Origin of the sequence: Aeromonas sp. FDAARGOS 1410 (assembly GCF_019048745.1) — a bacterium.
GTDB classification, from domain to species: Bacteria; Pseudomonadota; Gammaproteobacteria; order Enterobacterales; family Aeromonadaceae; genus Aeromonas; species Aeromonas jandaei.
In genome coordinates this window covers 710,769-735,272 of record NZ_CP077401.1, presented here as the reverse complement: position 1 = coordinate 735,272, position 24,504 = coordinate 710,769, and the positions used below count along the sequence as shown (strand labels likewise).

The following is a 24,504-nucleotide window of genomic DNA, read 5'->3' as shown; positions in this document are numbered from 1 at the left end:
CTCACACCCGGATGTCGATCAGGGTTCCCATCATGTCGCTGGCAGTCTTCATCACCTTGGCGGACGCTCCGGCTTGCAGCTCGGCAGACTTGAGGTTTATGAGCTCGTCCGGCACTTGCACCTGATCCCCGCTTGGCGTGTTGAGACGGGCAAGCTGGCCGGATGCCCGATCGGCAACCTGCTCGGCTCGCTGGAATCCCAGCAGGCCACTGTTAAAGGCGGATTCAATACGCATGGCGTTACTCCTCTGATCACAGCCTAATTATCCGCCAGACCAGAGGATTAATGAAGCTTTGCGGCTATTTTTTAGCCAACAAAATCTCGAAGGATTTCAATGAATTCGTCAGGATGAGAAATAAAAGGTGCATGTGAGGCCTTGCTGAAGGTGACACTTCGACTAGCGGGATAGCGTTCATCCAGCAGAGGAATGGCTGCTTTGGGCACCAGTGAATCCAGCCGACCATAGATGCGCAGCCAGGGCAACGCCAGGGATACCAGGTCATCGCGCAGATCAATATCAGCCAGCAAACCGAGCCCCGCCTCCAGTGCTGCGAACTCGGGAGCAGGTCGTTCCGCAAGCCAGTGGCGCAACTGGCGGATGTCATCCCGGGCATGTTCGCTGCCCATCGCCTGGATCGCCAGAAAGCGCTCTATGGTCTGGCGAAAATCCCCTGCCAGCATCTGGTTGAAACCGGTCAGCACCTTGGGGGCAATTCCGGGCCACTCGTCCCGTGCCATAAAGCAGGGGGAGCTGGCCACGGTGACAAGGGAGTGCAACCGCTCGGGATGAGTCAGCGCCAGCTGGCTCGCCACCAGACCTCCGAGTGACCACCCCACCAGATGACACTTCTCTGGCAACACGGTGGCGACCTGCTCCGCCAGCCATGGCAGGTTATAGTCGACCCCCTCGGCCAACGGGCTGTTGCCAAAGCCGGGCAGATCCACCAGATGAACCCGGTAATGTACCGCCAGCTGCTGGGCGATGCCGTGCCACACTGCGCCGTTCATTCCCCATCCGTGCAACAGCACCAGATCGGGTCCCTGACCAAACTGCTCTACCGATACGCTCATCTAGACTCAAGATCCCTGTTCATGCTCTTGGGGTCAGCATGTTAAAGCGCCTGCTTGCCAAAGCAAGTCCACTGTTCGGCAGCCACGCCGACTGGCAGGGAAGCTGCCTGCTCTGTCGGCAGCCTTGTGATGAGGAACCTTTGCTATGCAGCTGGTGTCGACAGTCCCTGCATCAGCCACAGCAGCGCTGTCGACTCTGCGCAGCACCGCTGCCGGAAGAGATACAGACCGGGGTAGTGTGTGGCCGCTGCCAACGCAGGCCACCGCCATGGGAGAGACTCCAGGTGATCGGTGACTATCAGACACCCTACCCGGCCCTGATCCCGCGCCTGAAGTATTCGGGGCAAATCCTGCTGGCCCCCCTGTTGGCCCGCTTGCTGGCAGATCATCTCGATTGCGATGACCTGCCGGAGGCGATTATTCCAGTCCCCCTGCACTGGTGGCGTCAGTGGTGGCGCGGCTTCAACCAGGCGGAGGAGATCGCCAGTCACCTGAGCCAGCTAACCGGAATTCCTTGCGATAACCGGCTGCTGCGCAGGATCAGAGCGACGCCACAGCAGACCAAGCTCAGCGCAGGGCAGAGACGGCGCAATCTGCGCGGCGCATTTCACATTGCGCCACACCACTATCGCCATATCGCCCTGCTCGATGACGTGGTTACCACCGGCGCCACCGCCGGCCAGCTCACCCGCCTGCTTCATGAGAGCGGGGTCACAAAGGTGGAGGTCTGGGCCATCTGCCGCACCCAGAGGCATCTCAAGTAGCCATCGGCATGCTACCCAAGCCTTGCTAACCGCGTTATCATGAATACCCTAGTCGTACACTCAGGTTTATGAGGATAGTGATGATCAGCATTTCCGACGCCGCCCAGGCCCATTTCCGTAAACTGCTGGAAAAACAGCCTGATGGCACCAATATCCGGGTGTTTGTGGTCAATCCGGGAACCCAGAATGCCGAGTGTGGCGTATCGTATTGCCCACCCGATGCCGTGGATCCGGAAGATCAGCACCTGCCTTTCAGCGGTTTCGACTGCATGGTCGATCCCCTGAGCGCCCCCTTCCTGGTGGATGCCACCATCGATTTCGTGACCGATCAGATGGGCTCCCAGCTCACCCTGAAGGCGCCGAACGCCAAGATGCGCAAGGTTGCCGACGATGCACCGCTGATCGAGCGCATCGAGTACACTCTCATCTCCGAGGTGAACCCCATGCTGGCCGGTCACGGCGGCAAGGTGACCCTGACCGAGCTGACTGAAGATGGCTACGCCATTCTGCAGTTTGGCGGCGGTTGCAACGGCTGCTCCATGGTCGATTACACCCTGAAAGAGGGTATCGAGAAGCAGCTGCTGGAGAAATTCCCGGGCGAACTCAAGGGTGTCAAAGACGCCACCGAGCACCAGCGCGGCGACCACTCCTACTACTGATTTGTTGCCCTTGCGGCGCAAAGAAAAGGCCCCGCCATCCGGCGGGGCCTTTTGCATGGGCAATCGGCAGATTACTCGTCCTTCTTGTCGCGCGACAGCAGGGCGATGGCGGCCTCTTTCGGGTTTTTCCCCTCGTAGAGCACCTTGAAGATCTGTTCGCAGATGGGCATCTCGACGCCGCAGCGCGCCGCCAGCAGATGCACCTCCTTGGTGTTGCGATACCCTTCCACCACCTGACCGATCTCGGTCATGGCGGTATCGACATCTTTACCGGCGCCAAGCGCCAGTCCGAAGCGACGGTTGCGCGACTGGTTATCGGTACAGGTGAGCACCAGATCCCCGAGCCCGGCCATCCCCATAAAGGTTTTGGCATCGGCGCCGAGCGCGGCGCCCAGACGTTGCATCTCCACCAGACCCCGGGTGATGAGCGCGGTTCTGGCATTGGCGCCAAAACCCAACCCGTCGGAGAGACCGGCACCGATAGCGATGACGTTCTTCACTGCCCCACCCAGTTGCAGACCGACGAAATCCGGATTGGTATAGACCCGGAACGAGCGGCCACAGTGCAGCAGATGGGAGAGATCATCGGCGAAATCATCGTGAGTCGAGGCGACCGAGATGGCGGTCGGCATACCGGCAGCCAGCTCCTTGGCGAAGGTGGGGCCGGAGATGACCGCCAGCGGCATCTCGTCACCCAGCACCTCGCGGGCCACATCCTGCAGCAGGCGGCCGCTGTCAGGCTCCAGCCCCTTGGTGGCCCAGGCGATACGGGTATCGGGGCGCAGGAAGGGTTTGACCTGAGTCAGCACCTGGCCGAATACGTGGCTCGGCACGACCAGCAGCAGCACGGGGGCAGCCTGTACCGCACGTTGCAGATCCGCAGTCAGCTGCAGATCGGCAGGAAAAGGGACATCCGGCAAAAATGCCTTGTTGCAGCGATCCTGTTCCAGCTCGGCGACATGGGCGGGGTCATGACCCCACAGCAGGGTCGGATGACCGTTGCGCGCCAGAGAAATGGCAAGGGCGGAGCCGTAAGACCCCGCCCCCAGGACCGAGATAGCGATCTGGTCAGCCATTATCAGGCTTCCGCAGTCGCCTGCTGGGCCTGAGCTTGCGCCATGTGCTGGGCAAACAGCGCATCGAAGTTGACCGGTGCCAGGTTCAGCTGCGGGAAGGAACCCTTGCTCACCATGTTGGCCACGGCTTCGCGGGCATACGGGAACAGGATGTTCGGGCAAAAAGCAGCCAGGCAGTGGGCCAGTTGCGGCTCCGGCAGGTTGCCGATGGTGAAGATACCGGCTTGCTGAACTTCGCACAGGAAGGCAGTTTCGGTTTCCAGCTTGCAGGTGACGGTCAGGGTCAGCACCACTTCGTAGACGCTGTCAGCCAGGATGTTGGTCTTGGTGTCCATATCCAGCTTGACGTCCGGCTGCCACTCTTTCTGGAAGATGTGCGGGGTGTTGGGCGCTTCGAAAGAGACATCCTTGGTGTAGACACGCTGGATGTGGAATTCCGGTTGTACTTCCTGGTTGTTGATCTCGTCAGCCATTTCGTTTGCTTCCTTTTATATGGATAAGTGGGCACAGGCCCTGCTTGAATCAGCGTTAATCAGCGCTTCTTGGTGACCGGCAGATTTTCTGCACGCCACTGGGCCATGCCACCGCCGAGCACATATACCTGCTGGAATCCGGCCTTGCTCAGTTGACGACCTGCGCCGCCCGCAGTCATTCCCGACTCGCACACCACTATGATGGGGGCATCTTTATGCTTTTCAACCGGACCCAGGTTATTGCTCTGGATCTGGGTGAGGGGCAGGTGCTGGGCACCGGCCAGATGGCCCTTGGCGTACTCTTCCTGACTGCGAATATCCACCACGGTGGCGTTTTCACGGTTGATCAACAGGGTCGCGGTGTGGTTGTTGACGGTTTTTACCGGAGAAAAACGGGCACGCACAGTGGTGTAAACCAGAGTGCCTGCCAGGCCGAACCAGGCTGCGGTCAGCAGCGGGTTGCGAGCCGCGAAATCCAAATACTCTTGCATCTTCTACTATCCAGGGATCAAGACAAGGGCCCGAGTATACATGGGGGAATAGCCAAGATCAGCCATCTTGGCGGGAAAGCGCGAGCAGGCTCCCATCACGATTCGGTATGTTGCGCCCCTGAAACGGCGCTGTGCGGAGCCGATGGGGTCGCCCTTGGCTATCAGGTGACTATTTCGGCAGATGTAGTAATATTACGCTAGTTTCATTTCCCGCATTTTTTCCAATCCGAGAGGACATAGTCTTATGTCAACAGCTAAGAAACCTTTGGTTCTGGTCATCATGGACGGTTGGGGCTACAGCACCAAGCAGGAGTTCAACGCCGTCGCTGCCGCCAAGACTCCCAACCTCGATCGTCTGGCCCGTGATTACACCAGCACCCTGATCTCCGGCTCCGGCCTGGACGTCGGTCTGCCGGATGGCCAGATGGGCAACTCCGAAGTGGGCCACGTCAACATCGGTGCCGGTCGCATCGTCTATCAGGAGCTGACCCGCATCTCCAAAGACATTCAGGACGGCCCCTTCTTCGAGAACGTGGAGCTGGCCAAGGCTGTTGACGCTGCCGTGAGCAACGGCAAAGCCGTTCACATCATGGGTCTGATGTCTCCGGGTGGCGTACACAGCCACGAAGAGCACATCATGGGCATGATCGAGATGGCCGCCAAACGTGGCGCCGAGAAGATCTACTTCCACGCCTTCCTGGATGGCCGCGACGTACCGCCGCGCTCCGCCCAGTCCTCCATAGAGCTGTTCGACGCCCTGTTTGCCAAGCTGGGCAAGGGCCGTTTCGCCTCCATGATCGGCCGTTACTACGCCATGGACCGCGACAACCGTTGGGATCGCGTGCAGCAAGCCTATGACCTGATGACCCAGGGCAAGGGCGAGTTCACCGCCGAAAGCGCCACCGAAGCGCTGGCTGCCGCCTATGCTCGCGACGAGAACGACGAGTTCGTCAAGGCCACCCGTATCGGTGAAGCTGCCCCGATGGTTGACGGCGATGCTTTGATTTTCATGAACTTCCGTGCCGACCGCGCCCGTGAAATCACCCGTGCCTTCGTTGACAGCGACTTCACCGGCTTCGCCCGTGCTGCCCAGCCGAAGCTGAACTTCGTGATGCTGACCGAATACGCGGCCGACATCAAAACCGCCTGTGCCTACCCGCCGACCGCTCTGGTCAACACCCTGGGTGAGTGGCTGGCCAAGCAGGGCAAGACCCAGCTGCGCATCTCCGAAACCGAGAAGTACGCTCACGTCACCTTCTTCTTCAACGGTGGCGAAGAGGCCTGCTTCACTGGCGAAGATCGCGAAATCGTCGCCAGCCCGAAAGTGGCTACCTATGACCTGCAGCCGGAGATGAGCTCCGAAGAGCTGACCGACAAGCTGGTTGCTGCCATCAAGAGCGGCAAGTACGACGTCATCATCTGTAACTACCCGAATGGCGACATGGTTGGTCACACCGGTGTGTTCGATGCCGCCGTCAAAGCCTGTGAAGCCGTTGACCACTGCATCGGTCGCGTTACCGACGCCCTGGCCGAAGTGGGTGGCGAGTGCCTCATCACTGCCGACCACGGCAACGCCGAGAAGATGATGGACGAAGAGACTGGTCAGGCTCACACCGCCCACACCAATCTGCCGGTTCCGCTCATCTACTTCGGTCGTAAAGCCGAGGTTGCCGAAGGTGGCAAACTGTCCGATCTGGCCCCCACCATGCTGACCCTGATGGGTCTGCCGGTGCCGCCGGAAATGACTGGCAAGCCCCTGATGATTCTGAAATAATCCTTCCCCATGCGGGGATGCGAAGTTATTTCACCAAAAACCAGTCGCGTCGGCCTGTTGGCCGGCGCGCTGTTTTTTTGCCTGTCGTTTGGCGCCAGCAAACCGGTTTTGGCCGCCAATCAGCAGCTGGGCGCCATGCAGTCCCAGATCAAGGAACAACAGCAGACCATCAAGCTCAGCAAGCAGGAGCTGGCCAAGCTCAACGCCCAGCTCAAAGCTGACGAGCAGGCCATCTCGGCCGCTGCCGCCAAGCTCGATGAAACCAGACAGCAACTCAAGCAAAACCAGCAGAAGCTGGCCAATCTGCAAAAAGACAAGCTGGCGCTGGAGCAACAAGCCAAACATCAGAAGCAGCTGCTGGCCAAGCAGGCGGAAAGCGCCTTCACCGCCGGCAGTCACGATTACCTCAAACTGCTGCTCAATCAGCAGGATCCGGCCAAACTGAGCCGCTCCCTCGACTACTACGACTACCTCAACAAGGCGCGCATCGAAGCCATCGAGGCGCTGCGTGCCACCCGTGACAAGCTGGCGAAAAACCAGCAAGCCACCAAAGAGACCGAAAGCAAGCTGCAAGCCCTGCTGAGTGAACAGCAGGAGCACCACCAGACCCTGCTGGCCAGCCAGCAGAGCCGGGCCAAGGTGCGCAACCAGCTGCAGCAGTCGGTCGAGGATGACGAACAGAAGCTGACCCAGCTGGTCAAGGCGGAGAAAGCGCTGAAGGCCCGACTGGAAGAGCTGCGTCGCAAACGGGAAGAGCAGGAGCGCCGCGAACGGGCCGAACGGGAGCGGCTGGCCAAGCTGAAGGCGGAACAGGAGCGTCAGCGCCGTCTGGCGGAACAGCGCCGTGCCGAACAGCAGCGTCAGGATCAGGCGAGCCAGCAGGAGGTCGCCAGCACCAAGCCGGAGCGCGGTTCCGGCATCAGCAGCGCCGGCCACTACACCGGGCTCAAAACCAACGGCAGCCTGCGCTGGCCGGTACAGGGGCCGATCCTCATCGCCTACGGCTCGCCGCGCACCGCCGAACTGAAGTGGAAAGGCACCCTGATCGGCGCCAGCGAAGGAACCCAGGTCAAGGCGGTCGCCCCGGGTCAGGTGGTTTACGCCGACTGGCTCGACGGCTTCGGTATGCTGCTGGTGATCGACCACGGCAGCGGCTACATGAGCCTCTACGGTCACAACCAGTCGCTGCTGCGTCAGGTGGGCCAGAATGTGGAACAGGGCGAACCGGTGGCGCTGGTCGGCGACAGCGGCGGACAGGACAGGCCCGGCCTCTACTTCGAGATCCGCTATCAGGGCGAGGCGATCAACCCGACCAAGTGGCTGGGCAAGCGCTCGTAACGCCGCGCACCAGCCCACATCAGCCAAAAGCCTGCCCTGCGCAGGCTTTTGTCAATCAAGGGGAAAAAGCTCCTCCCCTCTTTGGTGAAAAATTACATATTTTTCAGTCAGCTCAGGGGAAGACGATCAAACCGACCTGCTCCAGCAGTGTCTGCTGCTGATCCTCGTTAATCATCACCCCCTGCAGATCGATCCGGCGCAGATCCAGCCCCGGCAGATCGCACTGGCGCAGGTCGCAACCCTGCAGGCTGAAGCTGCTCCAGTCGATCTGGCCAAACTCGGAACCACTGAGGTCAGACCCTGCCAGCGAGGCGCCGAACAGGTTGGCCCCCTGCCAGCGGTTGCCACTGAGCTCGCACTTCTCCAGCAGGCAGCCTTCGAAACTGGCATAGCTGAAGTTGTTACCGGTCAGGTGCGCCTCGCAGAAGTAGCTTTTGGCGGTGATCCGGTTGGCAAAGCTGGCGTGGGCAAAGTTGATGCCTACCGCCTGACAGTCGCGCAGCTCCAGCCCCAGACACTGGCTGCGACTGCAATCGACCATGGTGAGATCGCAGCGCAGAAAGCTCGCCTCACGCAGATCGCAACCCTGCATCAGACAGCTCTGCTCGCTCTCCCGATCGTAGAAGCTGCAATCGACGAAGCGGCTCTCGCCAAGATCGAGCCAGGAGAAGTCACAGCCGATAAAACGACACTCCGAGAAGTGCTCCCCCTCCACCTCCTCCTGCGTGAAACGCACCTGTGCGAACTGCTTGCCTTTTACCATCGGAAATCTGCCTCTTTACGGTTTCATATGCTGACTTTCGCCGCCAAAAACGGTAATGTTACAAGTAACATTCATCCTGGATACCGTCATGAGCCCCACTCGCAAGCGCCGCCCCACCCTGCAGGATATCGCCGACCTGACCGGGGTCACCAAGATGACCGTCAGCCGCTATCTGCGCGATCCGCAGACCGTAGCCGAGGGCACCCGCGAGCGGATCGCCGCGGCGGTGGAGGAGCTGGGCTATATCCCCAACCGGGCGCCGGACATTCTCTCCAACGCGACCAGCAGGGCGATCGGTATCCTGATCCCTTCCCTCTCCAACCAGGTCTTCTCGGCGGTGATCCACGGCATCGAAGCGGTGACCCGACCGGCGGGCTACCAGACCCTGCTCGCCCACTACGGCTACAGCCCGGAGCGGGAGGAGGAGCAGATCGCCTCGCTGCTCTCCTACAACGTGGATGGCCTGATCCTCTCCGACAGCCGCCACACCGAGCGCACCCGCAAGATGATCGCCACTGCCGGCATTCCGGTGGTGGAGACCATGGATCTCCCCCCCGACCCCATCGACATGGTGGTCGGCATGGATCACAAGGCGGCCGCCCGGGCCATGGTATCAGAGATGCTGCGCCGGGGCCGACGTCAGGTGGTCTATCTCGGCGCCCGTCTCGACGTGCGGACCCAGCTGCGGATGGAGGGCTACTATCAGGCGATGCAGGACTTCGGCCTCACCGGCCAGCACCTGCTGACCGAGCAATCCTCCACCTTTACCCTCGGCGGAGAACTGCTCGATCAGGCGCTGGCGCGCTACCCCGACCTCGACGGCATCTTCTGCACCAACGATGACCTGGCCGTCGGCGCCCTGCTGCAGTGTCAGAGCCGCTGGATCCCGGTGCCGCAACAGATTGCCATCGCCGGTAGCAACGCCCTCGACATCGGTCATGCAATGACCCCCAAGCTGGCCAGTATCGTCACCCCCCGCGAAGAGATCGGCCGCGAAGCGGCCACCATGCTGCTCGCCCGCCTCGGCGGCAAACCGCCAGCCGAGAGCCGCAAGGATATGGGCTTCACCCTCTATGAGGGGGAAAGCCTCGGCTGATCCCTTGCCATCATGGCGCGTTGGCCCGTCATGATGGCGCATCCTGCCACCACTTCTCACCATCCTCTGCTCTATGCTGGCCCGGCATTCCAGCCACATGTCAGGAGCAGAAGATGAACAACACCGAACGATTGCAAGCCTGCCTGCAGCGCGTTGTCTGCGATCCCCGCTTTACCCTGGCCGAGCTCGACCAGTGGTTCACCCCGGATTACTGCCAGCAGGTGAACGGCGAGCAGCTCGACTACGCCGCCTTTCGCCAGCACATCGCGGCGCTCAGAGATCATCTGGCCGAAGCCACCATCGAGTTTGTCGCCACCATCGCGCAAGGGGACAGGGTGCACTCGACCCATGTGGTACGAGCCACCCGCCACGATGACGCCCCGCTGGTCTGCAAGGTGAGCGGTCTCTTCACCTTTCGCGACGGCAAGATCTGCCAAACCGACGAGGTGACCTGCCTGTTGAGCGGCAGCGAGCAGGATGCCGACATAGGTTCACGACGCTGAGTCGCGCCGGGCGAAACGCTGGAGCGCGCGGGAGAAGGCGGCGGGGTCTTCGTAACCGAGCAGGTCGGCAATCTGCGCCGATGTGAACCCCTGATACTGCAACTGGCGGGCCCGCCCCATCACCACCTGCTCGCGCCACTGGCGGAAGGTACAGCCCAGCTGCTGGAGGAAAAGCCGGTTGAGGGTGCGCAGCGAAGCGCCGCAATCCATGGCCAGCTCGGCAAGCGTGGTGTTGATGGAGGGCGCCTGACAGAAGCGCTCCAGCACCCGCAGCAGGCGCGGGTCGAGGTTGGCCGCCAGCGCAGGCTGGGCCGCTTGCGGGGCAGCTCGCGCCAACTCGTCGCCAATCACCGTCAGATAGGCCTCCCGCTCGGCCCCCTCCCCCAGCTCGCCGAGGCGGGCAAAGAGGCCGGCCAGCAGCGGTGTCACCTGGCGCAGACCAAAAGGGGCTGATACGGACGATGGGGTATAGACAAGCGAGAGGCGAGAGTGGCGCAGCACGCGAAATTCGTGCTCCCAGCCCGCCGGAATAAAGCAGAGCTGGCCGGCAACCAGCAACTCGCTGGCAGCACCGCCGGTGATAACGCCGCCACCGTCGTGCATGTAGCAATACTGGGCCTGCGGATGGCTGTGCAGCGGAGTGAAGTGCCCTTGCGGGCAGGAGCGATGGAGAAAGGACATATCGGCCAGCCGGATAAGAAACCGACCACGACCATAAGGGAGCAGACGGCCCCCTGTAAATGGCTTTTCCGCCGTCAGAATGGCCAAAAGAAGCAGGCCACCCGAGGGTGGCCTGTTCGATTTATCTACACGACTTGTGCTTAGCGTTTAACCAATTCAACCGCTTCGCGGGAGAGGCGAGTCACCTCTTCCCAGTTACCGCTCTTGACCGCATCGGCCGGCAGCATCCAGGAGCCGCCGACGGTGGCCACGCACTTGAGTGCCAGATAGTCGGCCACGTTTTTCGGGCCGATACCGCCGGTCGGGCAGAACTTCACTTGGGGCAGCGGCGCGGCAATGGCAGAGAGCGCCTTGGTGCCGCCGTTCGCTTCGGCCGGGAAGAACTTCAGGTGGTCGTAGCCCGCTTCCAGCGCCTGCATCACTTCAGACGGAGTAGCCACGCCCGGGATCAGCGGTGCAGTGCTCTTGGCGGCGTGAGCCAGCAGACCCGGGGTCATCCCCGGGGAGATGACGAAGCGGGCACCGGCAGCAACGGCGGCGTCAAACTGCTCGCAGTTGAGCACGGTACCGGCACCGACCATGGCATCCGGCATCGCCTTGGCGATGAGGGCGATGGCATCGAGCGCCACCGGGGTGCGCAGGGTGATTTCGAAGACAGAGATGCCGCCGTCGAGCAGCGCCTTGGCCATCGGCAGGGCCTGATCCAGCTCGTTGATAACCATCACGGGTACCAGCGGGGAGGCGGCAAACACCTCGGCCGGGGTCACTTTCCAGTTCTGCATAGCTCTTCCTTAGTCAAAGATGGTGGCGCCACACTCGGCGCTCGATACCGCGCGACGCATCACGCTGAACAGTTCACGGCCCCACCCCTCTTGTTCCGGAGTGAGGTCAATCTCGGCCTGGGTACGGCCACTCAAATCGGTCAGGCAGTCGAGGCTGCCGTTTACCGCGTCAACCCGCAGCAGATCGCCATCGGCAAGCAGGCCGATGGCCCCGCCGTGCAGCGCTTCCGGGGTGACGTGGATGGCGGCCGGGATCTTGCCGGAAGCACCGGAGAGACGGCCGTCGGTGACCAGCGCCACCTTGTAACCCGCCTTCTGCAGGTTGCCGAGCACCGGCATCAGCTTGTGCAGCTCCGGCATGCCGTTGGCGGCCGGGCCATTGTGGCGCACCACGATCACGGCGTCCTGATTGAGATCGCCCGCCTTGTAGGCCGCTTCCACCGCATGCTGGGAGGAGAAGACCCGCGCTGGCGCTTCAATCACCCGATACTCGGGAGCCACGGCGGAGACCTTGACCACGGCGCGGCCCAGATTGCCTGCCAGCAGCTTGGTGCCGCCGGTGGCCTGGAATCGGCTACCGGAAGGCGACAGCACGCTCGCATCGCCGCTCTCGCCGACCTGCTGCCATACCAGCTGGCCATCAACCAGTGCCGGACGGCTGAGGTAATCCTGCATCTCGCCAAAGACCGGAGTGGCGTCCATGTGGATCAGCCCCTCTTCGGCCAGACGGCGCATCAGGCCGGGCACGCCGCCCGCCTGTTCGAAGGCGTTGACGTCGGCCGGGCCGTTCGGGTACATGCGAACCAAGAGCGGCACCACGTCGGAGAGATCGCTGATGTCATCCCAGGTCAGCACCAGACCGGCCGCACGAGCCAGCGCCACCATGTGGATGCTGTGGTTGGTGCTGCCGCCGGAGGCGAGCAGGGCCACCAGACCGTTGACCAGCGAGCGCTCGTCCAGCACTTCGCTCAACGGGCGATAGGCCGGGGAACCCGGGATCATGGCGCTGATGCGGCGGGCCGCCTCAATGGTCAGAGCATGGCGCAGTTCGCTGTGCGGGTGGACGAAAGCTGAGCCCGGCAGCATCAGGCCCATGGCCTCGAACACCAGCTGGTTGGTGTTGGCAGTGCCGTAGAAGGTGCAGGTGCCCGCCGCGTGGTAGGCGCCGCACTCCATCTGCAGCAGGGCGTCGCGGCCCACTTCACCGGCGGCGTACTGCTGGCGAACCTTCACCTTCTCGTCATTGCTGATACCGCTCGCCATCGGGCCGGCAGGAACAAACGCCGTCGGCAGATGGGCGTGGGAGAGGGCCCCCATGATCTGGCCCGGGGCGATCTTGTCGCAGATGCCGAGCAGCAGGGTGGCATCGAAAGTGTTGTGAGAGAGCGACAGCGCGGTTGCCTGAGCGATCAGGTCGCGGGAGAAGAGGGACATGTCCATTCCCGGCTGACCCTGGGTCACGCCGTCGCACATGGCGGGCACGCCGCCAGCAACCTGAGCACTGTGGCCAAGCTCGGCCAGCGCGCCCTTGATGATATCCGGATAGCCCTGATAGGGCTGATGGGCGCTCAGCATGTCGTTGTAGGCGGTGACGATGCCGACGTTGGCGCGGGTCATGTCGAGGATGCGACCCTTCTCGTCACTGCTGCAGGCGGCCACGGCGTGGGCCAGGTTGCCGCAGGCCAATGCGGCGCGGGTCTTGCCCTGCTCGGCCTGACGCTGGATGCGGGCCATAAAGGCCTGACGGCGGGCGGCACTGCGCTCGCGAATGCGGGCAGTGACGTCGGAAATTACCTTATGAATCATTGGGCTTGCTCCAATGCTGTGACGGCGCGGTCAACCACCTGTTCGAAGGTGCCGTCGATATCGATGTGGAATACACCGGCTTCGCCATCCGGGCGCTCCAGAGTATCGAACTGACTTTGTACCATGCTTTCGCGCATGAAGTGGCCCTTGCGGGCACGCATCCGCTCGAGGATCAGCGGCTGGCTGCCGTCGAGGAAGATGAAGCTGACCGACTCGTTGCCTTCGCGGATCTGGTCGCGGTACTTCTTCTTGAGGGCGGAACAGACGATGATGCCGGTCTCGTTCTTCTGCTCGAGACTGTAGGCGGCGTCGCGGATCCGCTCCAACCAGGGGGCGCGATCCTCATCGTTGAGGGGGTTGCCGCCAGCCATCTTCTGAATGTTGGCCTTGGGGTGGAGATCATCACCATCGATGAACTTGGCGCCCAGCGCTTCTGCCACTTTGAGGCCCACGCTGGATTTACCGCTGCCACATACACCCATCACGATAATGCACTTACCCGCCATAATTTGACCTCTGTCCCACTTTTCAAAAAACCAGCTGTTGATGGGTTCTAATCTAGCACGTTACCGGTAACATGTTACCGGTAACGATTAAAAATGTGAAGTCTGCCACAGACTGAGCAAACCCATAGTCACCTGGGCATATGATGTTGAGCCCTTGCCATAAATCTAAATAAATCATAAAGATATGGTTTGTCGACGGATCGACAGGGTGTCACTACCGAACTTGGATTAAGGAACGCATAACAATGTCTGACCTCTCCCTGATCATGACGGCCGCCGGCTCGATCGTGCTGCTGCTCTTCCTGGTGATGAAGGCTCGTCTGCACGCCGTCGTCTCCCTCATTCTGGTCTCCATGGTGGCCGGTCTTGCCGCCGGCATGAACCCGGCAGACATCGCCGCCACCATCCAGAAAGGGATGGGCGGCACCCTCGGCTTCGTCGCCGTGGTGGTGGCGCTGGGTGCCATGTTTGGCAAGGTGATGGAAGTGACCGGCGCTCTCGACCGGGTGGCTCACACCCTGCTCGGCAAGTTCGGCGTCAAGCGCGCCAACTGGGCCATGGCCCTGACCGGCTTTGTCTGCGCCCTGCCGCTCTTCTTTGACGTGGCCGTGGTGCTGCTGATCGGTGTCGCCTTCGCCATTGTCCGTCGCGGCGGCGGCAGTGTGGTGAAGATCGGTATCGCCCTGCTGGCGGGTATCGCCACCTGTCAGGCCTTCCTGATCCCGGCGCCGGGCCCGATCCTGGTGGCTTCTCAGCTGGGTGCCGACTTCGGCTACATGATCCTGTTCGGCCTGATCGCCGCCGTACCGGCGCTGATCCTGGCTGGCCCGCTGTTCGGTGACTTCATCAGCAAGATCGTCGATGTGCCGCTGCCTGCCGATGCCCAGAACAGCGTCCACGATGACAGCAAATCTCTGCCCTCCTTCGGGCTGGCCATGGGTCTGATCGGCCTGCCGCTGCTGATGATCGGCCTCAAAACCATCGTCGGCCGCTTCGTCGAGGCGGGCTCTACCCTGCACAACTGGCTGGAGTTCATCGGTCACCCCTTCACCGCCATCATGGTCGCCTGTCTGGCCGCCTTCTATCTGCTGGGTATTCGCCGCGGCATGTCCCGTGACGAGGTGATGAGCGTCTGCAACAGCGCCATCCAGCCGGCCGGCGTCATCATTCTGGTTACAGGTGCCGGTGGCGTCTTCAAGCAGGTGTTGGTTGATTCCGGCGTGGGTGCCGCCCTTGGCAACATGCTGGCCGACTCCGGTCTGCCCATCGTCGCACTGGCCTTCATTCTGGCCGCCGCGGTACGGGTGATTCAGGGCTCCGCCACCGTCGCCATGCTGACCGCCTGTGGTCTGGTGCTGCCGATGCTGGAGCCGCTCGGCCTGAACGGTGCCCAGCTGGCTGCCGTCACCATCGCTATCGGCGGCGGTGCCATCGTGCTCTCCCACGTCAACGACTCCGGTTTCTGGCTGGCCAACCGCTACCTCGGCCTCTCCGAGAAGCAGACCCTGCAGACCTGGACCGTGATGGAGACCATCATCGGCACCACCGGCGGCGTGATGGCGATGATCATTTACAGCTTCCTCTGATCACTGCCGATACGCACAAAAAAGGCCTCACTTGTGAGGCCTTTTTCATCTTTCTGACGATTCTTTCTTTGGCTGAGAGGGCGAGATTGCTAGAATCGCCTATTCATCGCTCCGAGTGGAACGCTTAACCCAGTGATTTCAGGTCTCTCTATGCATTCATCGGCCCATTATCGACAACTGCTGACACGCCTGCCCCAGATCGCCGTCGCGGCAGACCAGTTTGAAGTGCTCTACAGCGCCAAGGATTTCAAGCGCCGCATTCTTGCACTCATTGCCAGTGCTACCCAGCGCATCTATCTGGTCGCGCTCTATCTGCAGGATGACGACGCGGGTCGCGAGATCCTCACCGCCCTCTACGAGGCCAAGCAGCGCAACCCGGCTCTCGACGTCAAGGTGTTCGTCGACTTCCACCGTGCCCAGCGCGGCCTGATCGGCAAGGGCAAGCAGGGTGGCAACCACCTGATGTATCAGGAGATTGCTGCCCGCTACGAGCACAAGATCGAAATCTACGGCGTACCGGTGAAGGGGCGCGAGCTGCTCGGCGTGCTGCACCTCAAGGGCTTCATCTTTGACGATGCGGTGCTCTACTCCGGTGCCAGCCTCAACGACATCTACCTGCACCAGCAGGATCGCTACCGCTTCGACCGCTATCACCAGATCATCAGCCCGGAGCTGGCCCGCAGCATGGTCAACTACGTGGATGACCTGTTCGTGAAGAGCGACGCCGTGCAGCGGCTGGATCGCAGCGACGTGCCCAGCGCCAAACAGCTGAAAGGGCCGATCCGCCGCTTCAAGCTGAGCCTGCGTCAGGGGCAGTACCGCTTCGCCACCATGCCGGTCAACACCCAGGAGGTGGCCATTACCCCGATGGCGGGTCTGGGCAAGCGCAACAACCAGCTCAACCAGATGATCCGCAATCTGGTGCGCTCCACCGAGCGGGAGATCTTCATCTGTACCCCTTACTTCAACCCGCCCAAGGAGTTGAGCAAGGATATCGAGGATCTGCTGCAGCGCGGCTGCAAGGTAACGATTGTGGTGGGCGACAAGACCGCCAACGACTTCTTCATCCCGCCGGAGGAGAAGTTCTCCACCATCGGCGGCCTGCCCTATCTCTACGAGACCAACCTGCGCAAGTTTGCCGAGCGCAACCAGCATCACATCGATGATGGCCGCCTCAACCTGATGCTCTGGTGTTGCGAGCGCAACTCCTACCATCTCAAGGGGATCTTCGTGGATGACGAGTGGGCCCTGCTCACCGGCAACAACCTCAACCCGCGCGCCTGGGCGCTGGATCTGGAGAACGGCCTGCTGGTGCACGATCGTCGCCACCACCTGCGTCCCCAGTTCAATGCCGAGCGGGAGAACATTCTGGCCAACACCAAGCGGATCAGCCACTTCGATCAGGTAGAGCAGATCCACGACTACCCGGAGCAGGTGCGCAAGCTGCTGGGACGGATCCACCGGGTCAAGGCCCATCTGCTGCTCAAGCGGATCATCTGACCCAGGGGCGCGCAGCGCCCACCCAGCCCAACGGCAATCAGACCAAGGCCTCCCGTTTTCGGCAGGCCTTTGTTATATCCGCCATCTCCCCCGCGTTGGCGACCCAGCCAGCAGCAACTCGGCTTGCATCGGCCCCTCAACAACCCCTATCATCTGGACATATTTACAGTGTTTTCGGGCATCTAATTGATGAAATTGGATAAAATTCCTCTCGACAGCCTCAAGGGTGTCGGCAGCAAGATGCAGGAGAAGCTCGAGCGGCTGGGTCTGGCCACGGTACAGGACCTGCTGTTCCACCTCCCCCTGCGCTACGAGGACCGCACCCAGGTGTGGCCCATCGGCGATCTGCCGCCCGGCCTGCACGGCGCCGTTGAGGGGGAGATCCAGGACACTCAGCTGGTGATGGGGCGCCGTCGCATGCTGGTCTGCCGTATCAGCGATGGCACCGGCACCCTCACCCTGCGCTTCTTCAACTTCACCGCCGCCCAGAAGAACAGTCTGGCGACGGGCCGCCTGATCCGCTGCTTTGGCGAGGTGCGCCCCGGCAAATACGGGCTGGAGATGGCCCACCCCGAGTACAAGCTGCTCGGCGAGGAGCAAGCCGGCCAGACCGAAGAGGCGCTCACCCCCGTCTACCCGACTACCGAAGGGCTGCGCCAGCTCACCCTGCGCAACCTCACCGATCAGGCGCTGGCCCAGCTCGACCTTTATGGCGTCGAGGAGCTGCTGCCCGCCGGCCTCTATCCCCACCAGATTGAGCTGGCCGCTGCTCTGAAGCTGCTGCATCGTCCACCCCCCTCGGTGGCGCTGCCGCTGCTCGAAAGCGGTCAACATCCGGCCCAGCAGCGGCTGGTGCTGGAGGAGCTGCTGGCTCACAACCTCTCGGTACTCAAGGTGCGCGCTCAGGCACAAACCCAGCTGGCCCGCGCCCTCAAACCGGCTCCCGAGCTGGTTGAACAGCTGCTCGGCGCCCTGCCGTTCAAGCCCACCGGCGCCCAGAGCCGGGTGGTGGCCGAGATAAGCAAGGATCTGCAACAGAGTCACCCCATGATGCGGCTGGTGCAGGGTGACGTAGGCTCCGGCAAGACCCTGGTCGCAGCGCTGGCCGCCCTGCAGGCCATCGGCAACGGCTGTCAGGTGGGCTTGATGGCGCCGACCGAGCTGCTGGCGGAACAGCACGCCATCAACTTCGCCAAGTGGCTGGAGCCGCTCGGCATCGGAGTCGGCTGGCTGGCCGGCAAGCAGAAAGGCAAGGCGCGGGAAGAGGCGCTGGCCGCCATCGCCGATGGCAGCGTCAAGATGGTGGTGGGCACCCACGCCATCTTTCAGGAGCAGGTGGTGTTCCAGCGTCTGGCGCTGGTCATCATCGATGAACAGCACAGATTCGGGGTTCATCAGCGCCTCGCCCTGCGCGAGAAAGGGGAGCGGGAGGGGGTGCATCCCCATCAGCTCATCATGACCGCTACCCCCATCCCCCGCACCCTGGCGATGACCGCCTATGCCGACCTCGACACCTCGGTCATCGACGAGCTGCCGCCAGGCCGAACCCCCATCACCACGGTAGCGCTGCCCGACAGCCGTCGCGGCGACGTGATCGAGCGGGTCAAACTCGCCTGCACCGAGGGCAAGCAGGCCTACTGGGTATGCACCCTGATCGAGGAGTCGGAGGTGCTGGAGTGTCAGGCCGCCGAGGATACCGCCGCCGAGCTGCAGAACCTGCTGCCCGGCCTGCACATCGGGCTGGTACATGGCCGGATGCGCCCGGTCGAGAAACAGCGGGTGATGGAGGAGTTCAAGGCAGGCATACTGCAACTGCTGGTCGCCACCACCGTCATCGAGGTGGGGGTGGATGTGCCCAACGCCAGCCTGATGATCATCGAGAACCCGGAACGGCTCGGGCTGGCGCAGCTGCACCAGCTGCGCGGCCGGGTCGGACGCGGAGCGGTAGCCTCGCACTGCGTGCTGCTCTATCATGCCCCCTTGTCCAAAACGGCCCAGAGCCGGCTCGGGGTGCTGCGTGAGACCAACGATGGCTTCCTCATCGCTCAGCGCGATCTGGAACTGCGCGGCCCGGGGGAACTGCTCGGCACCCGCCAGACCGGTCTGGCCGATCTCAAGATCGCCGATCTGGTGCGGGATCAGCCGCTTATTCCACAGGTACAGAAGATGGCGCGCTTCCTCATGGATAGGCATCCGAGTCATGTCGAACCCTTGATACGGCGCTGGCTTGGCTTACGGGATCACTATTCCAATGCCTGACCTGCGGAATCACGCTGCCAACACCTGATCACTCAACCAATACAGGAGGAAAGCACTTATGAATTCCTGGCTACGCGGCCTGCTCTACACCTTTGCCTTCCTGCTGCTCTTTGTCTGGGTTGCCCTCGGTCTGTTCGACGCCGAGCGAGCCAAAGGCCCCATCGCCAGCTGGATCAGCCAGCAGACCGGCGTACCGGTCACCATAGGGCGACTGGTATTCAACCCGCTCCACCCCTACACCCTGCTGGCGGATCAGGTGCGCTACGGCGATGCCGTCTCCCTCGACAAGATCTATCTGGAGATAGAGAGCATCGACTGGCTGAGCCGCGATGTGCGGATCGCCCATCTCGACCTCATTCGCCCCGCCATCAAGCTGCCGCTGCCCAACCAGCTGCCCAGCCTGCCGGTGCACTCCCTCTCCATCGGTGACAGCACCATAGACAGGCTAAGCCTTGAGAGCGACGGGCTGACCCTGCGCGGCCTCAACGCCACCCTGAGCGACTGGGATCTGATCGATCCGAAACGCCAGCCACAAGCCAACCTGACCCTCAACATCGGCCAGCTGGAGACACCACAGTTCACCTTCGCCCGTCTCAGCCTGAAAGGGCGGCTGGAGGGAGAGGTACTGCGCAGCGACAAGCTGGTGACCAACCTGTTTGACGGCCTGCTGGAGAGCGGCATGGTGCTCGACTGGCCGGCACGAACCCTAGAACTGCACGATCTCAAGGCGCGCGGCATGCGGGTCGAGCTGGGGGATCTGGCACAGCACCAATTCCCGCTGCGGCAGGTGTCGCTGGATCGCGGCCAGTTCGACCAGGTGAGCATCAACTCCATCGAGCAGGAGCTCTCCTTCAACAACTTCAGTGGCCAGCTCACCGCCTTCAACTGGCAGGCGGGCAACCAGCCCACCGGCTATCTGAGCGGCACCCTGGGCGACATGGGCCGCGGCCTGTTCCAGCTGGAGGGGATCAAGGGCAAGCTCGCCTTCTCACCCCAGCAGCTCGACGGCGAACTGCAGGGCAAAGCCTATGAAGGGGAGTTCAATGTCGAGCTCTCCCTCGATACCCAGCAGCAGAAGCTGACCCTGAAAGACGTGGCGCTGAGCGGCATGGATATCAGCCTGCCGCAGGGTTGGTGGCAGGATTGGCAGGGCTGGCGCCCGCAGCAGGTGGATATCCGCAAGCTGGCGTTCGACAAGCTCAAGGTGCTCTCCTTCGACGATTCAATCCCTCTGTCGCTGACCGGCTGGCAGCTCTACCTGAGCGATCTCGCCCTGCGTGGCAATCAGCCCGGCCCGCTGCTGGGCCGTGCCCGTATCGAGAGCAAGTGGTTCGAGCTGGTATGGGATGGCCTCAGCGCCCGCAACGGTGAACTGGATGGCGAGCTGACCCCCAGCTCCTGGCAACTGGGCAAGCTCACCAGCTCGCTGCCGGATGAGGGCAGCCTCAGCATGAGTGGCCAATGGGCGCGCGAACCGGGCCAGAGCAGCACCCTGCAGTTGAAGGCGACCAAGCTCGATCTGGAGCAGTGGGGCAAGATGTTCGGCTCCCCTGTCTCCTTCTCCGGCAAGGCAGAGCTGAGTGCCGACCTGCTGGCGGAGCACGGCAGCGCACCGGGTGAGTGGCGCAGCACCCTGCAGGGCAGTTTCGCCCTCGACGCCAACGAACCCTTCTGGGACAAGGTGAAGATAGACCCGCTGCTGGATCAGTGGTTCAAGCAGGCAACGGCGCCGGCGCTCAATCCGGATCAGCTGTGGCAGGCGATGCAGGGTGGCGATACCCCCTTCTACCGCGTCAGGCTGCAGGGCAAGATCGACAAGGGGCAGCTACAGCTCGAACAGGCTGGCGCCTCCACCATCACTCACCTGCTGGGTGCGCAGGGCGGTATCGATCTGGTCAAGGAGCAGTGGCAACTCGATCTGGGAGTGCTCAACGGCAACCGCTGCGCCGAGCTTATCGGCCAGTGGCGCGGCCCGCTCACCGCGCCTACTCTGAGCTGGGATTTCAAGCAGAAGCCGGATGGCTGCGGCTGGGAGACCGGGGTGCGCTACCCGCCGCAGGGCAACAGCGCGCCGCTCTGGCGACCGGCTCCGGCGCCAAAAGCCCAAGCCCAAACCGGGCAGGCGACCAACAGCCAGCAAGGGTAAAACAAACAAGGCCTCATAATGAGGCCTTGTTTGTTTTGTGGCGAAGCGCGCCGTTAATGGCCCGGCCGCTTGACCGGCTGCACCACGTAGTGACCGAGGAACTCCGCCGCCAGCTTGCTGCCACTGAACAGCTGGATCTTGAGGCTGAAAGTCGCAGGCTCGCCCCGTTTGAGCGGCTGCAGCACGGCGGGCATCCCCTCGCGAGCCACCCGCGCCTCCGGCTCCTCATCGACCGGGCCATGATATTTGATGGTGCTCTCGGCCAGCACAGGTTCGCCCACCAGCCCCTCTTCTTTAAGTTGCAGCCAGATCAGCCCCCAACCCGCCAGCACACACTGGCTGTAGACACTGCCGGCAAACATGCTGCCGTGCACGTTGAGGTTGGCAGCCAGATTGGCCTTGAGGTGGAAGGTCTGGCCATCGTAGTGGCTGATGTGCATCCCCATCTTCTCGCTGATGGGCACCCCGCGCGACCAGCGGGTGGTGAGATCCTGACACCACTCCGGGCGGTACTGAATGGTCTGCAACGGGCTCAGGGATTTGATCATCTGGCGATGGGGAATACGGCCGAAGGAGACGGGGCCGCCCCCCACTTCGAGAAAACCGCACTTGCGATAGAACTCCACCGCCTCCTGACGGGCGTTCATCACCAGCCGTTTCACCTTCTCGCTGCGGGCCAGCTGCTCGAGATCCTCCACCATTCGGGCGCCAAGCCCTTGCCCGCGATATTCGGGACGCAGCGCCATAAAGCGGATCTGCGCCTCGTCGCCGCCGATAAAGAGGCGCCCCACCGCGATGGGGGTGCCATCGGGTGCCAGCATCAGCCGGTGAATGGCAACGGTGTCGTATTCGTCCCGCTCGGAACCGACGGGCAGATTGAAGGGTTTACGCAGAAGTTCCCAGCGCAACTGGTAATAGGCATCCAGCTCGGCGGCTGTCTGAGGGGTGACTACCCGATACATAGTTTCATCCTTGAGTTTGCGCCGACTGGCAGATGGAAGGGCTTACACAGACGTTTCCAGCGCAGCTTGCAGTAAGTACCCGGCTCGGCTGCCGTTTGGGGGGTGACCACCCGGTACATAGATCGATCCTTGAGTTACACTGGTCGGAAACCATCTTGCCGTGCAAATTCATGGACTTCAATCTGCAAGCGTACCAAGCCGACCACTTGTTGCACCTCAGCGTCAAACCCCAGCGCCGCCTCACCGTGCAGGAAAACAACCAGCACCGCTGGCTGGAGATAGACGGCGTGGTGCAATCCGCCATGTCGCTCGCCGACCCCGCCGCCCTCTGTCTGCCCCATCAGCAGGTCATCGCCTGCCTGCTGCCGGAACAGGCCGGGCAGATCCTCGAACTGGGGCTGGGTGGCGGCGATCTCACCCGCCATCTGAGTCAGCGCTGGCCCGATGCACGCCACGAGTGCGTCGATCTCGACGAAGAGGTGCTGACCGTTTATCAGCAGTTTTTCCTGCATCAGGAGAGCGATGAACGCGCCGCGCCGGCACTCCATCAAGCCGATGCCCTCGCCTTTCTGGAGCAGAGCGAGCAGCAGTACGACCTCATCCTGCTCGATCTCTTCAGTCAGGATGGCAACCCGCTGCTGCTGTTTCAGGAGCGGCTCTACCGGGCGCTGGCTCCCCGCCTCTGCGGCACTCTGGTCATCAACCTGTTGCCACGCACCGAACTGGAGCTAACCCACGCCCTGACACTGATAGAACAGTGGATTGGCCCGGCCACCCCCTATCCGGTCGCAGGGCTCATCAACGTGATCGTCCACGTCATACCGCGGGATCAGGCATCCTCAGACCTGTAGCCAGAAGGTAACCGGGCCGTCGTTGAGCAGCGCCACCTTCATGTCGGCGGCAAAACGCCCGGTTGCGGTCGGGATGCCGCTGGCAGCAGCCTTCGCCACGAAATAGTCATAGAGCCGCTCGGCCTCGCTCGGGTGAGCACCGCAGGAGAAGCTGGGGCGCATCCCGCTCTTGGTATCGGCCGCCAGGGTAAATTGGGAGACCACCAGCAGGCTGCCACCGATCTGGCTGACATTGAGGTTCATCTTGCCATTCTCGTCGGAGAAGACCCGATAGCCGCTCACCTTGTGCAGCAGCTTGTCGGCCTTGGCCTCGTCATCCCCCTGCTCCACCCCGAGCAGTACCAGCAGCCCCTGACCGATGGCGCCGGTCACCTCCCCCTCGACAGTCACGCTGGCCTCGGAGACCCGCTGAATCAGTGCAATCACATCCCTCTCCTCTCAAAACAGAACGACCGCCCCGGCTCGATTGCAGGGGCGGTCGTCGATGCTACCAATAAACCGGTGGCCAAGGCGATGGCTTAGCCCAGCTCCTCGCTCGCCGGCTTCTCGTACTCGCCGAGGCAGGCGGTAGTCTCCGCACCAAGCAGCACCACCAGCCAACTCAAATAGACCCAGACAAACAGGATCGGGATGGTAGCCAGCGCGCCGTAGATGGCCTGATAGGAGGGGAAGCTGGTGATGTAGATGGCAAAACCGCGCTTGGCCAGCTCGAACAGGGTCGCCGCTACCAGCGCGCCGATAAAGGCGTGGGCCAGCCGCACCTTGCAGTTCGGTACCACGGTATAGACCAGCAGGAAGGTAAGCACCGAGAAGAGGAACGGCAAGCCTCGCAGCAGCAGATAGCCGATGCCGAACAGGCTCTCGGCGCCAAACAGCCGCAGCGAGAAGATGTAGGAGGAGATGGCGATACTGGCCCCGATAAGCACGGGCCCCAGGGTGAGGATCATCCAGTACATGGCAAACGCCTGCGCCAGTGGGCGGCCCTGAGTCGAACGCCAGATGTAGTTGAGGTTCTTGTCGATGGCGGAGATCAGCATCAGCGCCACCACCACCAGTGCCCCGATCCCCACCGCAGTGGTGTTGGTGGCATTGGCAACGAAACCGTCGATGTACTCCTTGAGCACCTCTCCCGCCGTCGGTACAAAGTTGTGGTAGACGAACTGCTCCATCGCCTGCTTGAGACTCTGGAACACCGGGAAGGCGGACATCATGCCAAAGACCACGGCGATCATCGGCACCAGTGAAAGCAGGGTGACATAGGCCAGATAGCCGGCGGTCACCGTCAATCTGTCCTGCTGGAAACGGCCCCAGACAAACTGGGCAAAGTGGCGACCATCATGGCGCAAGAAGGAGAGGGCGTGGGCCAAACGGCCGCTGACAGGCTGCTGCATCTTGATTCTCGTTAGCGTCATAGTGG

The 24,504-nt window shown here is 62.2% G+C and carries 24 protein-coding genes; 11 read left to right on the top strand and 13 right to left on the bottom strand.

What is annotated here, in order from left to right; translation table 11 throughout:
* Position 1 precedes the first annotated feature (1 nt).
* Complete coding sequence (locus I6L40_RS03415; protein WP_216995001.1) at positions 2 to 235, bottom strand: flagellar biosynthesis protein FlgE; 234 nt, start codon at positions 233 to 235, stop codon at positions 2 to 4.
* A 71-nt stretch (positions 236 to 306) separates the two neighbouring features.
* The gene (gene bioH, locus I6L40_RS03410; RefSeq protein WP_156854286.1) at positions 307 to 1,071 is read right to left on the bottom strand and encodes a pimeloyl-ACP methyl ester esterase BioH; all 765 of its coding nucleotides are present in this window, start codon (positions 1,069 to 1,071) and stop codon (positions 307 to 309) included.
* Between the two features lie 38 nt (positions 1,072 to 1,109).
* Between bioH and I6L40_RS03405 the strand changes: the two genes are divergently transcribed.
* Together I6L40_RS03405 and nfuA are read left to right on the top strand one after the other, a co-directional pair.
* Positions 1,110 to 1,835 carry a ComF family protein gene (locus I6L40_RS03405; protein WP_216995000.1) on the top strand — a complete coding sequence of 242 codons (726 nt, stop codon included), beginning with the start codon at positions 1,110 to 1,112 and terminating at the stop codon, positions 1,833 to 1,835.
* Between the two features lie 80 nt (positions 1,836 to 1,915).
* Positions 1,916 to 2,494 (top strand): Fe-S biogenesis protein NfuA, encoded by a 579-nt coding sequence (nfuA, locus tag I6L40_RS03400; protein WP_033115597.1) that lies wholly within the window; start codon positions 1,916 to 1,918, stop codon positions 2,492 to 2,494.
* A 71-nt stretch (positions 2,495 to 2,565) separates the two neighbouring features.
* On the opposite strand, the gene gpsA is transcribed toward nfuA, so the two are convergent.
* From gpsA to I6L40_RS03385, 3 genes are read right to left on the bottom strand one after another with little or no spacing between them, the layout of a single operon-like run.
* On the bottom strand, positions 2,566 to 3,570 hold the full coding sequence (gpsA, locus tag I6L40_RS03395) for an NAD(P)H-dependent glycerol-3-phosphate dehydrogenase (RefSeq protein ID WP_042029482.1): 1,005 nt from the start codon (positions 3,568 to 3,570) through the stop codon (positions 2,566 to 2,568).
* Positions 3,571 to 3,572: 2 nt separating this feature from the next.
* The gene (gene secB / locus I6L40_RS03390; protein ID WP_033115599.1) at positions 3,573 to 4,043 is read right to left on the bottom strand and encodes a protein-export chaperone SecB; all 471 of its coding nucleotides are present in this window, start codon (positions 4,041 to 4,043) and stop codon (positions 3,573 to 3,575) included.
* 59 nt (positions 4,044 to 4,102) lie between these two features.
* Complete coding sequence (locus I6L40_RS03385; RefSeq protein ID WP_033115600.1) at positions 4,103 to 4,534, bottom strand: rhodanese-like domain-containing protein; 432 nt, start codon at positions 4,532 to 4,534, stop codon at positions 4,103 to 4,105.
* Positions 4,535 to 4,778: 244 nt separating this feature from the next.
* Here I6L40_RS03385 and gpmM point away from each other — a divergent pair, with 244 nt between their 5' ends.
* Together gpmM and envC are read left to right on the top strand one after the other, a co-directional pair.
* Entirely contained in the window at positions 4,779 to 6,308 is a 1,530-nt protein-coding gene (gene gpmM, locus I6L40_RS03380) for a 2,3-bisphosphoglycerate-independent phosphoglycerate mutase (RefSeq protein WP_043850650.1), read from the top strand.
* 9 nt (positions 6,309 to 6,317) lie between these two features.
* Positions 6,318 to 7,646, top strand: coding sequence for a murein hydrolase activator EnvC (gene envC / locus I6L40_RS03375; RefSeq protein ID WP_041209720.1), 1,329 nt, complete (start codon positions 6,318 to 6,320; stop codon positions 7,644 to 7,646).
* Between the two features lie 112 nt (positions 7,647 to 7,758).
* Here the strand turns inward: envC and I6L40_RS03370 are convergent, their stop codons facing one another.
* Complete coding sequence (locus tag I6L40_RS03370; protein WP_071914016.1) at positions 7,759 to 8,409, bottom strand: Qnr family pentapeptide repeat protein; 651 nt, start codon at positions 8,407 to 8,409, stop codon at positions 7,759 to 7,761.
* Positions 8,410 to 8,497: 88 nt separating this feature from the next.
* Between I6L40_RS03370 and I6L40_RS03365 the strand changes: the two genes are divergently transcribed.
* Positions 8,498 to 9,505, top strand: a complete 1,008-nt coding sequence (locus I6L40_RS03365; protein ID WP_033115604.1) for a substrate-binding domain-containing protein — start codon at positions 8,498 to 8,500, stop codon at positions 9,503 to 9,505.
* A 113-nt stretch (positions 9,506 to 9,618) separates the two neighbouring features.
* Positions 9,619 to 10,008, top strand: coding sequence for a nuclear transport factor 2 family protein (locus I6L40_RS03360; protein ID WP_216994999.1), 390 nt, complete (start codon positions 9,619 to 9,621; stop codon positions 10,006 to 10,008).
* Here the strand turns inward: I6L40_RS03360 and I6L40_RS03355 are convergent.
* The 4 genes from I6L40_RS03355 to I6L40_RS03340 all read right to left on the bottom strand — a co-directional run bounded on the left by I6L40_RS03355 (position 9,997) and on the right by I6L40_RS03340 (position 13,783).
* Positions 9,997 to 10,689, bottom strand: a complete 693-nt coding sequence (locus tag I6L40_RS03355; RefSeq protein WP_216994998.1) for an AraC family transcriptional regulator — start codon at positions 10,687 to 10,689, stop codon at positions 9,997 to 9,999. The two genes, I6L40_RS03360 and I6L40_RS03355, sit on opposite strands and share 12 nt — an antisense overlap.
* A 140-nt stretch (positions 10,690 to 10,829) precedes the next feature.
* Entirely contained in the window at positions 10,830 to 11,471 is a 642-nt protein-coding gene (locus I6L40_RS03350; RefSeq protein WP_216994997.1) for a bifunctional 4-hydroxy-2-oxoglutarate aldolase/2-dehydro-3-deoxy-phosphogluconate aldolase, read from the bottom strand.
* 9 nt (positions 11,472 to 11,480) lie between these two features.
* Positions 11,481 to 13,277 carry a phosphogluconate dehydratase gene (edd, locus tag I6L40_RS03345; RefSeq protein ID WP_216994996.1) on the bottom strand — a complete coding sequence of 599 codons (1,797 nt, stop codon included), beginning with the start codon at positions 13,275 to 13,277 and terminating at the stop codon, positions 11,481 to 11,483.
* The gene (locus I6L40_RS03340) at positions 13,274 to 13,783 is read right to left on the bottom strand and encodes a gluconokinase (protein WP_005340649.1); all 510 of its coding nucleotides are present in this window, start codon (positions 13,781 to 13,783) and stop codon (positions 13,274 to 13,276) included. The genes edd and I6L40_RS03340 overlap by 4 nt, the downstream gene beginning before the upstream one ends.
* A 245-nt stretch (positions 13,784 to 14,028) precedes the next feature.
* On the opposite strand from I6L40_RS03340, the gene gntU reads away from it, so the two are divergent.
* The 4 genes from gntU (at position 14,029) to I6L40_RS03320 (ending at position 21,274) form a co-directional block, all read left to right on the top strand.
* Entirely contained in the window at positions 14,029 to 15,369 is a 1,341-nt protein-coding gene (gene gntU, locus I6L40_RS03335) for a gluconate transporter (RefSeq protein WP_019445052.1), read from the top strand.
* Between the two features lie 150 nt (positions 15,370 to 15,519).
* Entirely contained in the window at positions 15,520 to 16,869 is a 1,350-nt protein-coding gene (gene pssA / locus I6L40_RS03330) for a CDP-diacylglycerol--serine O-phosphatidyltransferase (RefSeq protein ID WP_216994995.1), read from the top strand.
* Positions 16,870 to 17,058: 189 nt separating this feature from the next.
* On the top strand, positions 17,059 to 19,128 hold the full coding sequence (recG, locus tag I6L40_RS03325) for an ATP-dependent DNA helicase RecG (protein ID WP_071914008.1): 2,070 nt from the start codon (positions 17,059 to 17,061) through the stop codon (positions 19,126 to 19,128).
* Positions 19,129 to 19,186: 58 nt separating this feature from the next.
* Positions 19,187 to 21,274 (top strand): AsmA-like C-terminal region-containing protein, encoded by a 2,088-nt coding sequence (locus tag I6L40_RS03320; protein WP_216994994.1) that lies wholly within the window; start codon positions 19,187 to 19,189, stop codon positions 21,272 to 21,274.
* 53 nt (positions 21,275 to 21,327) lie between these two features.
* On the opposite strand, the gene I6L40_RS03315 is transcribed toward I6L40_RS03320, so the two are convergent.
* A complete protein-coding gene (locus I6L40_RS03315; protein WP_201931148.1) occupies positions 21,328 to 22,236 on the bottom strand; it encodes a bifunctional GNAT family N-acetyltransferase/hotdog fold thioesterase in 909 nt (302 codons plus the stop codon).
* Positions 22,237 to 22,406: 170 nt separating this feature from the next.
* Between I6L40_RS03315 and I6L40_RS03310 the strand changes: the two genes are divergently transcribed.
* Positions 22,407 to 23,087, top strand: a complete 681-nt coding sequence (locus tag I6L40_RS03310; protein WP_216995407.1) for a spermidine synthase — start codon at positions 22,407 to 22,409, stop codon at positions 23,085 to 23,087.
* Here I6L40_RS03310 and dtd read toward each other — a convergent pair.
* The gene (gene dtd / locus I6L40_RS03305) at positions 23,076 to 23,513 is read right to left on the bottom strand and encodes a D-aminoacyl-tRNA deacylase (RefSeq protein WP_216994993.1); all 438 of its coding nucleotides are present in this window, start codon (positions 23,511 to 23,513) and stop codon (positions 23,076 to 23,078) included. The genes I6L40_RS03310 and dtd overlap by 12 nt on opposite strands.
* Positions 23,514 to 23,605: 92 nt before the next feature.
* Positions 23,606 to 24,478: a virulence factor BrkB family protein gene (locus I6L40_RS03300; protein WP_041209731.1), complete on the bottom strand. Its 873-nt coding sequence runs from the start codon at positions 24,476 to 24,478 to the stop codon at positions 23,606 to 23,608.
* Positions 24,479 to 24,504: the final 26 nt, after the last annotated feature.

Bases quoted from the DNA above. Each gene is read 5' to 3' on its own strand.
- I6L40_RS03415 (WP_216995001.1), bottom strand. From the start codon at position 235: ATGCGTATTGAATCCGCCTTTAACAGTGGCCTGCTGGGATTCCAGCGA.
- bioH (WP_156854286.1), bottom strand. From the start codon at position 1,071: ATGAGCGTATCGGTAGAGCAGTTTGGTCAGGGACCCGATCTGGTGCTG.
- I6L40_RS03405 (WP_216995000.1), top strand. From the start codon at position 1,110: ATGTTAAAGCGCCTGCTTGCCAAAGCAAGTCCACTGTTCGGCAGCCAC.
- nfuA (WP_033115597.1), top strand. From the start codon at position 1,916: ATGATCAGCATTTCCGACGCCGCCCAGGCCCATTTCCGTAAACTGCTG.
- gpsA (WP_042029482.1), bottom strand. From the start codon at position 3,570: ATGGCTGACCAGATCGCTATCTCGGTCCTGGGGGCGGGGTCTTACGGC.
- secB (WP_033115599.1), bottom strand. From the start codon at position 4,043: ATGGCTGACGAGATCAACAACCAGGAAGTACAACCGGAATTCCACATC.
- I6L40_RS03385 (WP_033115600.1), bottom strand. From the start codon at position 4,534: ATGCAAGAGTATTTGGATTTCGCGGCTCGCAACCCGCTGCTGACCGCA.
- gpmM (WP_043850650.1), top strand. From the start codon at position 4,779: ATGTCAACAGCTAAGAAACCTTTGGTTCTGGTCATCATGGACGGTTGG.
- envC (WP_041209720.1), top strand. From the start codon at position 6,318: ATGCGGGGATGCGAAGTTATTTCACCAAAAACCAGTCGCGTCGGCCTG.
- I6L40_RS03370 (WP_071914016.1), bottom strand. From the start codon at position 8,409: ATGGTAAAAGGCAAGCAGTTCGCACAGGTGCGTTTCACGCAGGAGGAG.
- I6L40_RS03365 (WP_033115604.1), top strand. From the start codon at position 8,498: ATGAGCCCCACTCGCAAGCGCCGCCCCACCCTGCAGGATATCGCCGAC.
- I6L40_RS03360 (WP_216994999.1), top strand. From the start codon at position 9,619: ATGAACAACACCGAACGATTGCAAGCCTGCCTGCAGCGCGTTGTCTGC.
- I6L40_RS03355 (WP_216994998.1), bottom strand. From the start codon at position 10,689: ATGTCCTTTCTCCATCGCTCCTGCCCGCAAGGGCACTTCACTCCGCTG.
- I6L40_RS03350 (WP_216994997.1), bottom strand. From the start codon at position 11,471: ATGCAGAACTGGAAAGTGACCCCGGCCGAGGTGTTTGCCGCCTCCCCG.
- edd (WP_216994996.1), bottom strand. From the start codon at position 13,277: ATGATTCATAAGGTAATTTCCGACGTCACTGCCCGCATTCGCGAGCGC.
- I6L40_RS03340 (WP_005340649.1), bottom strand. From the start codon at position 13,783: ATGGCGGGTAAGTGCATTATCGTGATGGGTGTATGTGGCAGCGGTAAA.
- gntU (WP_019445052.1), top strand. From the start codon at position 14,029: ATGTCTGACCTCTCCCTGATCATGACGGCCGCCGGCTCGATCGTGCTG.
- pssA (WP_216994995.1), top strand. From the start codon at position 15,520: ATGCATTCATCGGCCCATTATCGACAACTGCTGACACGCCTGCCCCAG.
- recG (WP_071914008.1), top strand. From the start codon at position 17,059: ATGAAATTGGATAAAATTCCTCTCGACAGCCTCAAGGGTGTCGGCAGC.
- I6L40_RS03320 (WP_216994994.1), top strand. From the start codon at position 19,187: ATGAATTCCTGGCTACGCGGCCTGCTCTACACCTTTGCCTTCCTGCTG.
- I6L40_RS03315 (WP_201931148.1), bottom strand. From the start codon at position 22,236: ATGTATCGGGTAGTCACCCCTCAGACAGCCGCCGAGCTGGATGCCTAT.
- I6L40_RS03310 (WP_216995407.1), top strand. From the start codon at position 22,407: ATGGACTTCAATCTGCAAGCGTACCAAGCCGACCACTTGTTGCACCTC.
- I6L40_RS03300 (WP_041209731.1), bottom strand. From the start codon at position 24,478: ATGCAGCAGCCTGTCAGCGGCCGTTTGGCCCACGCCCTCTCCTTCTTG.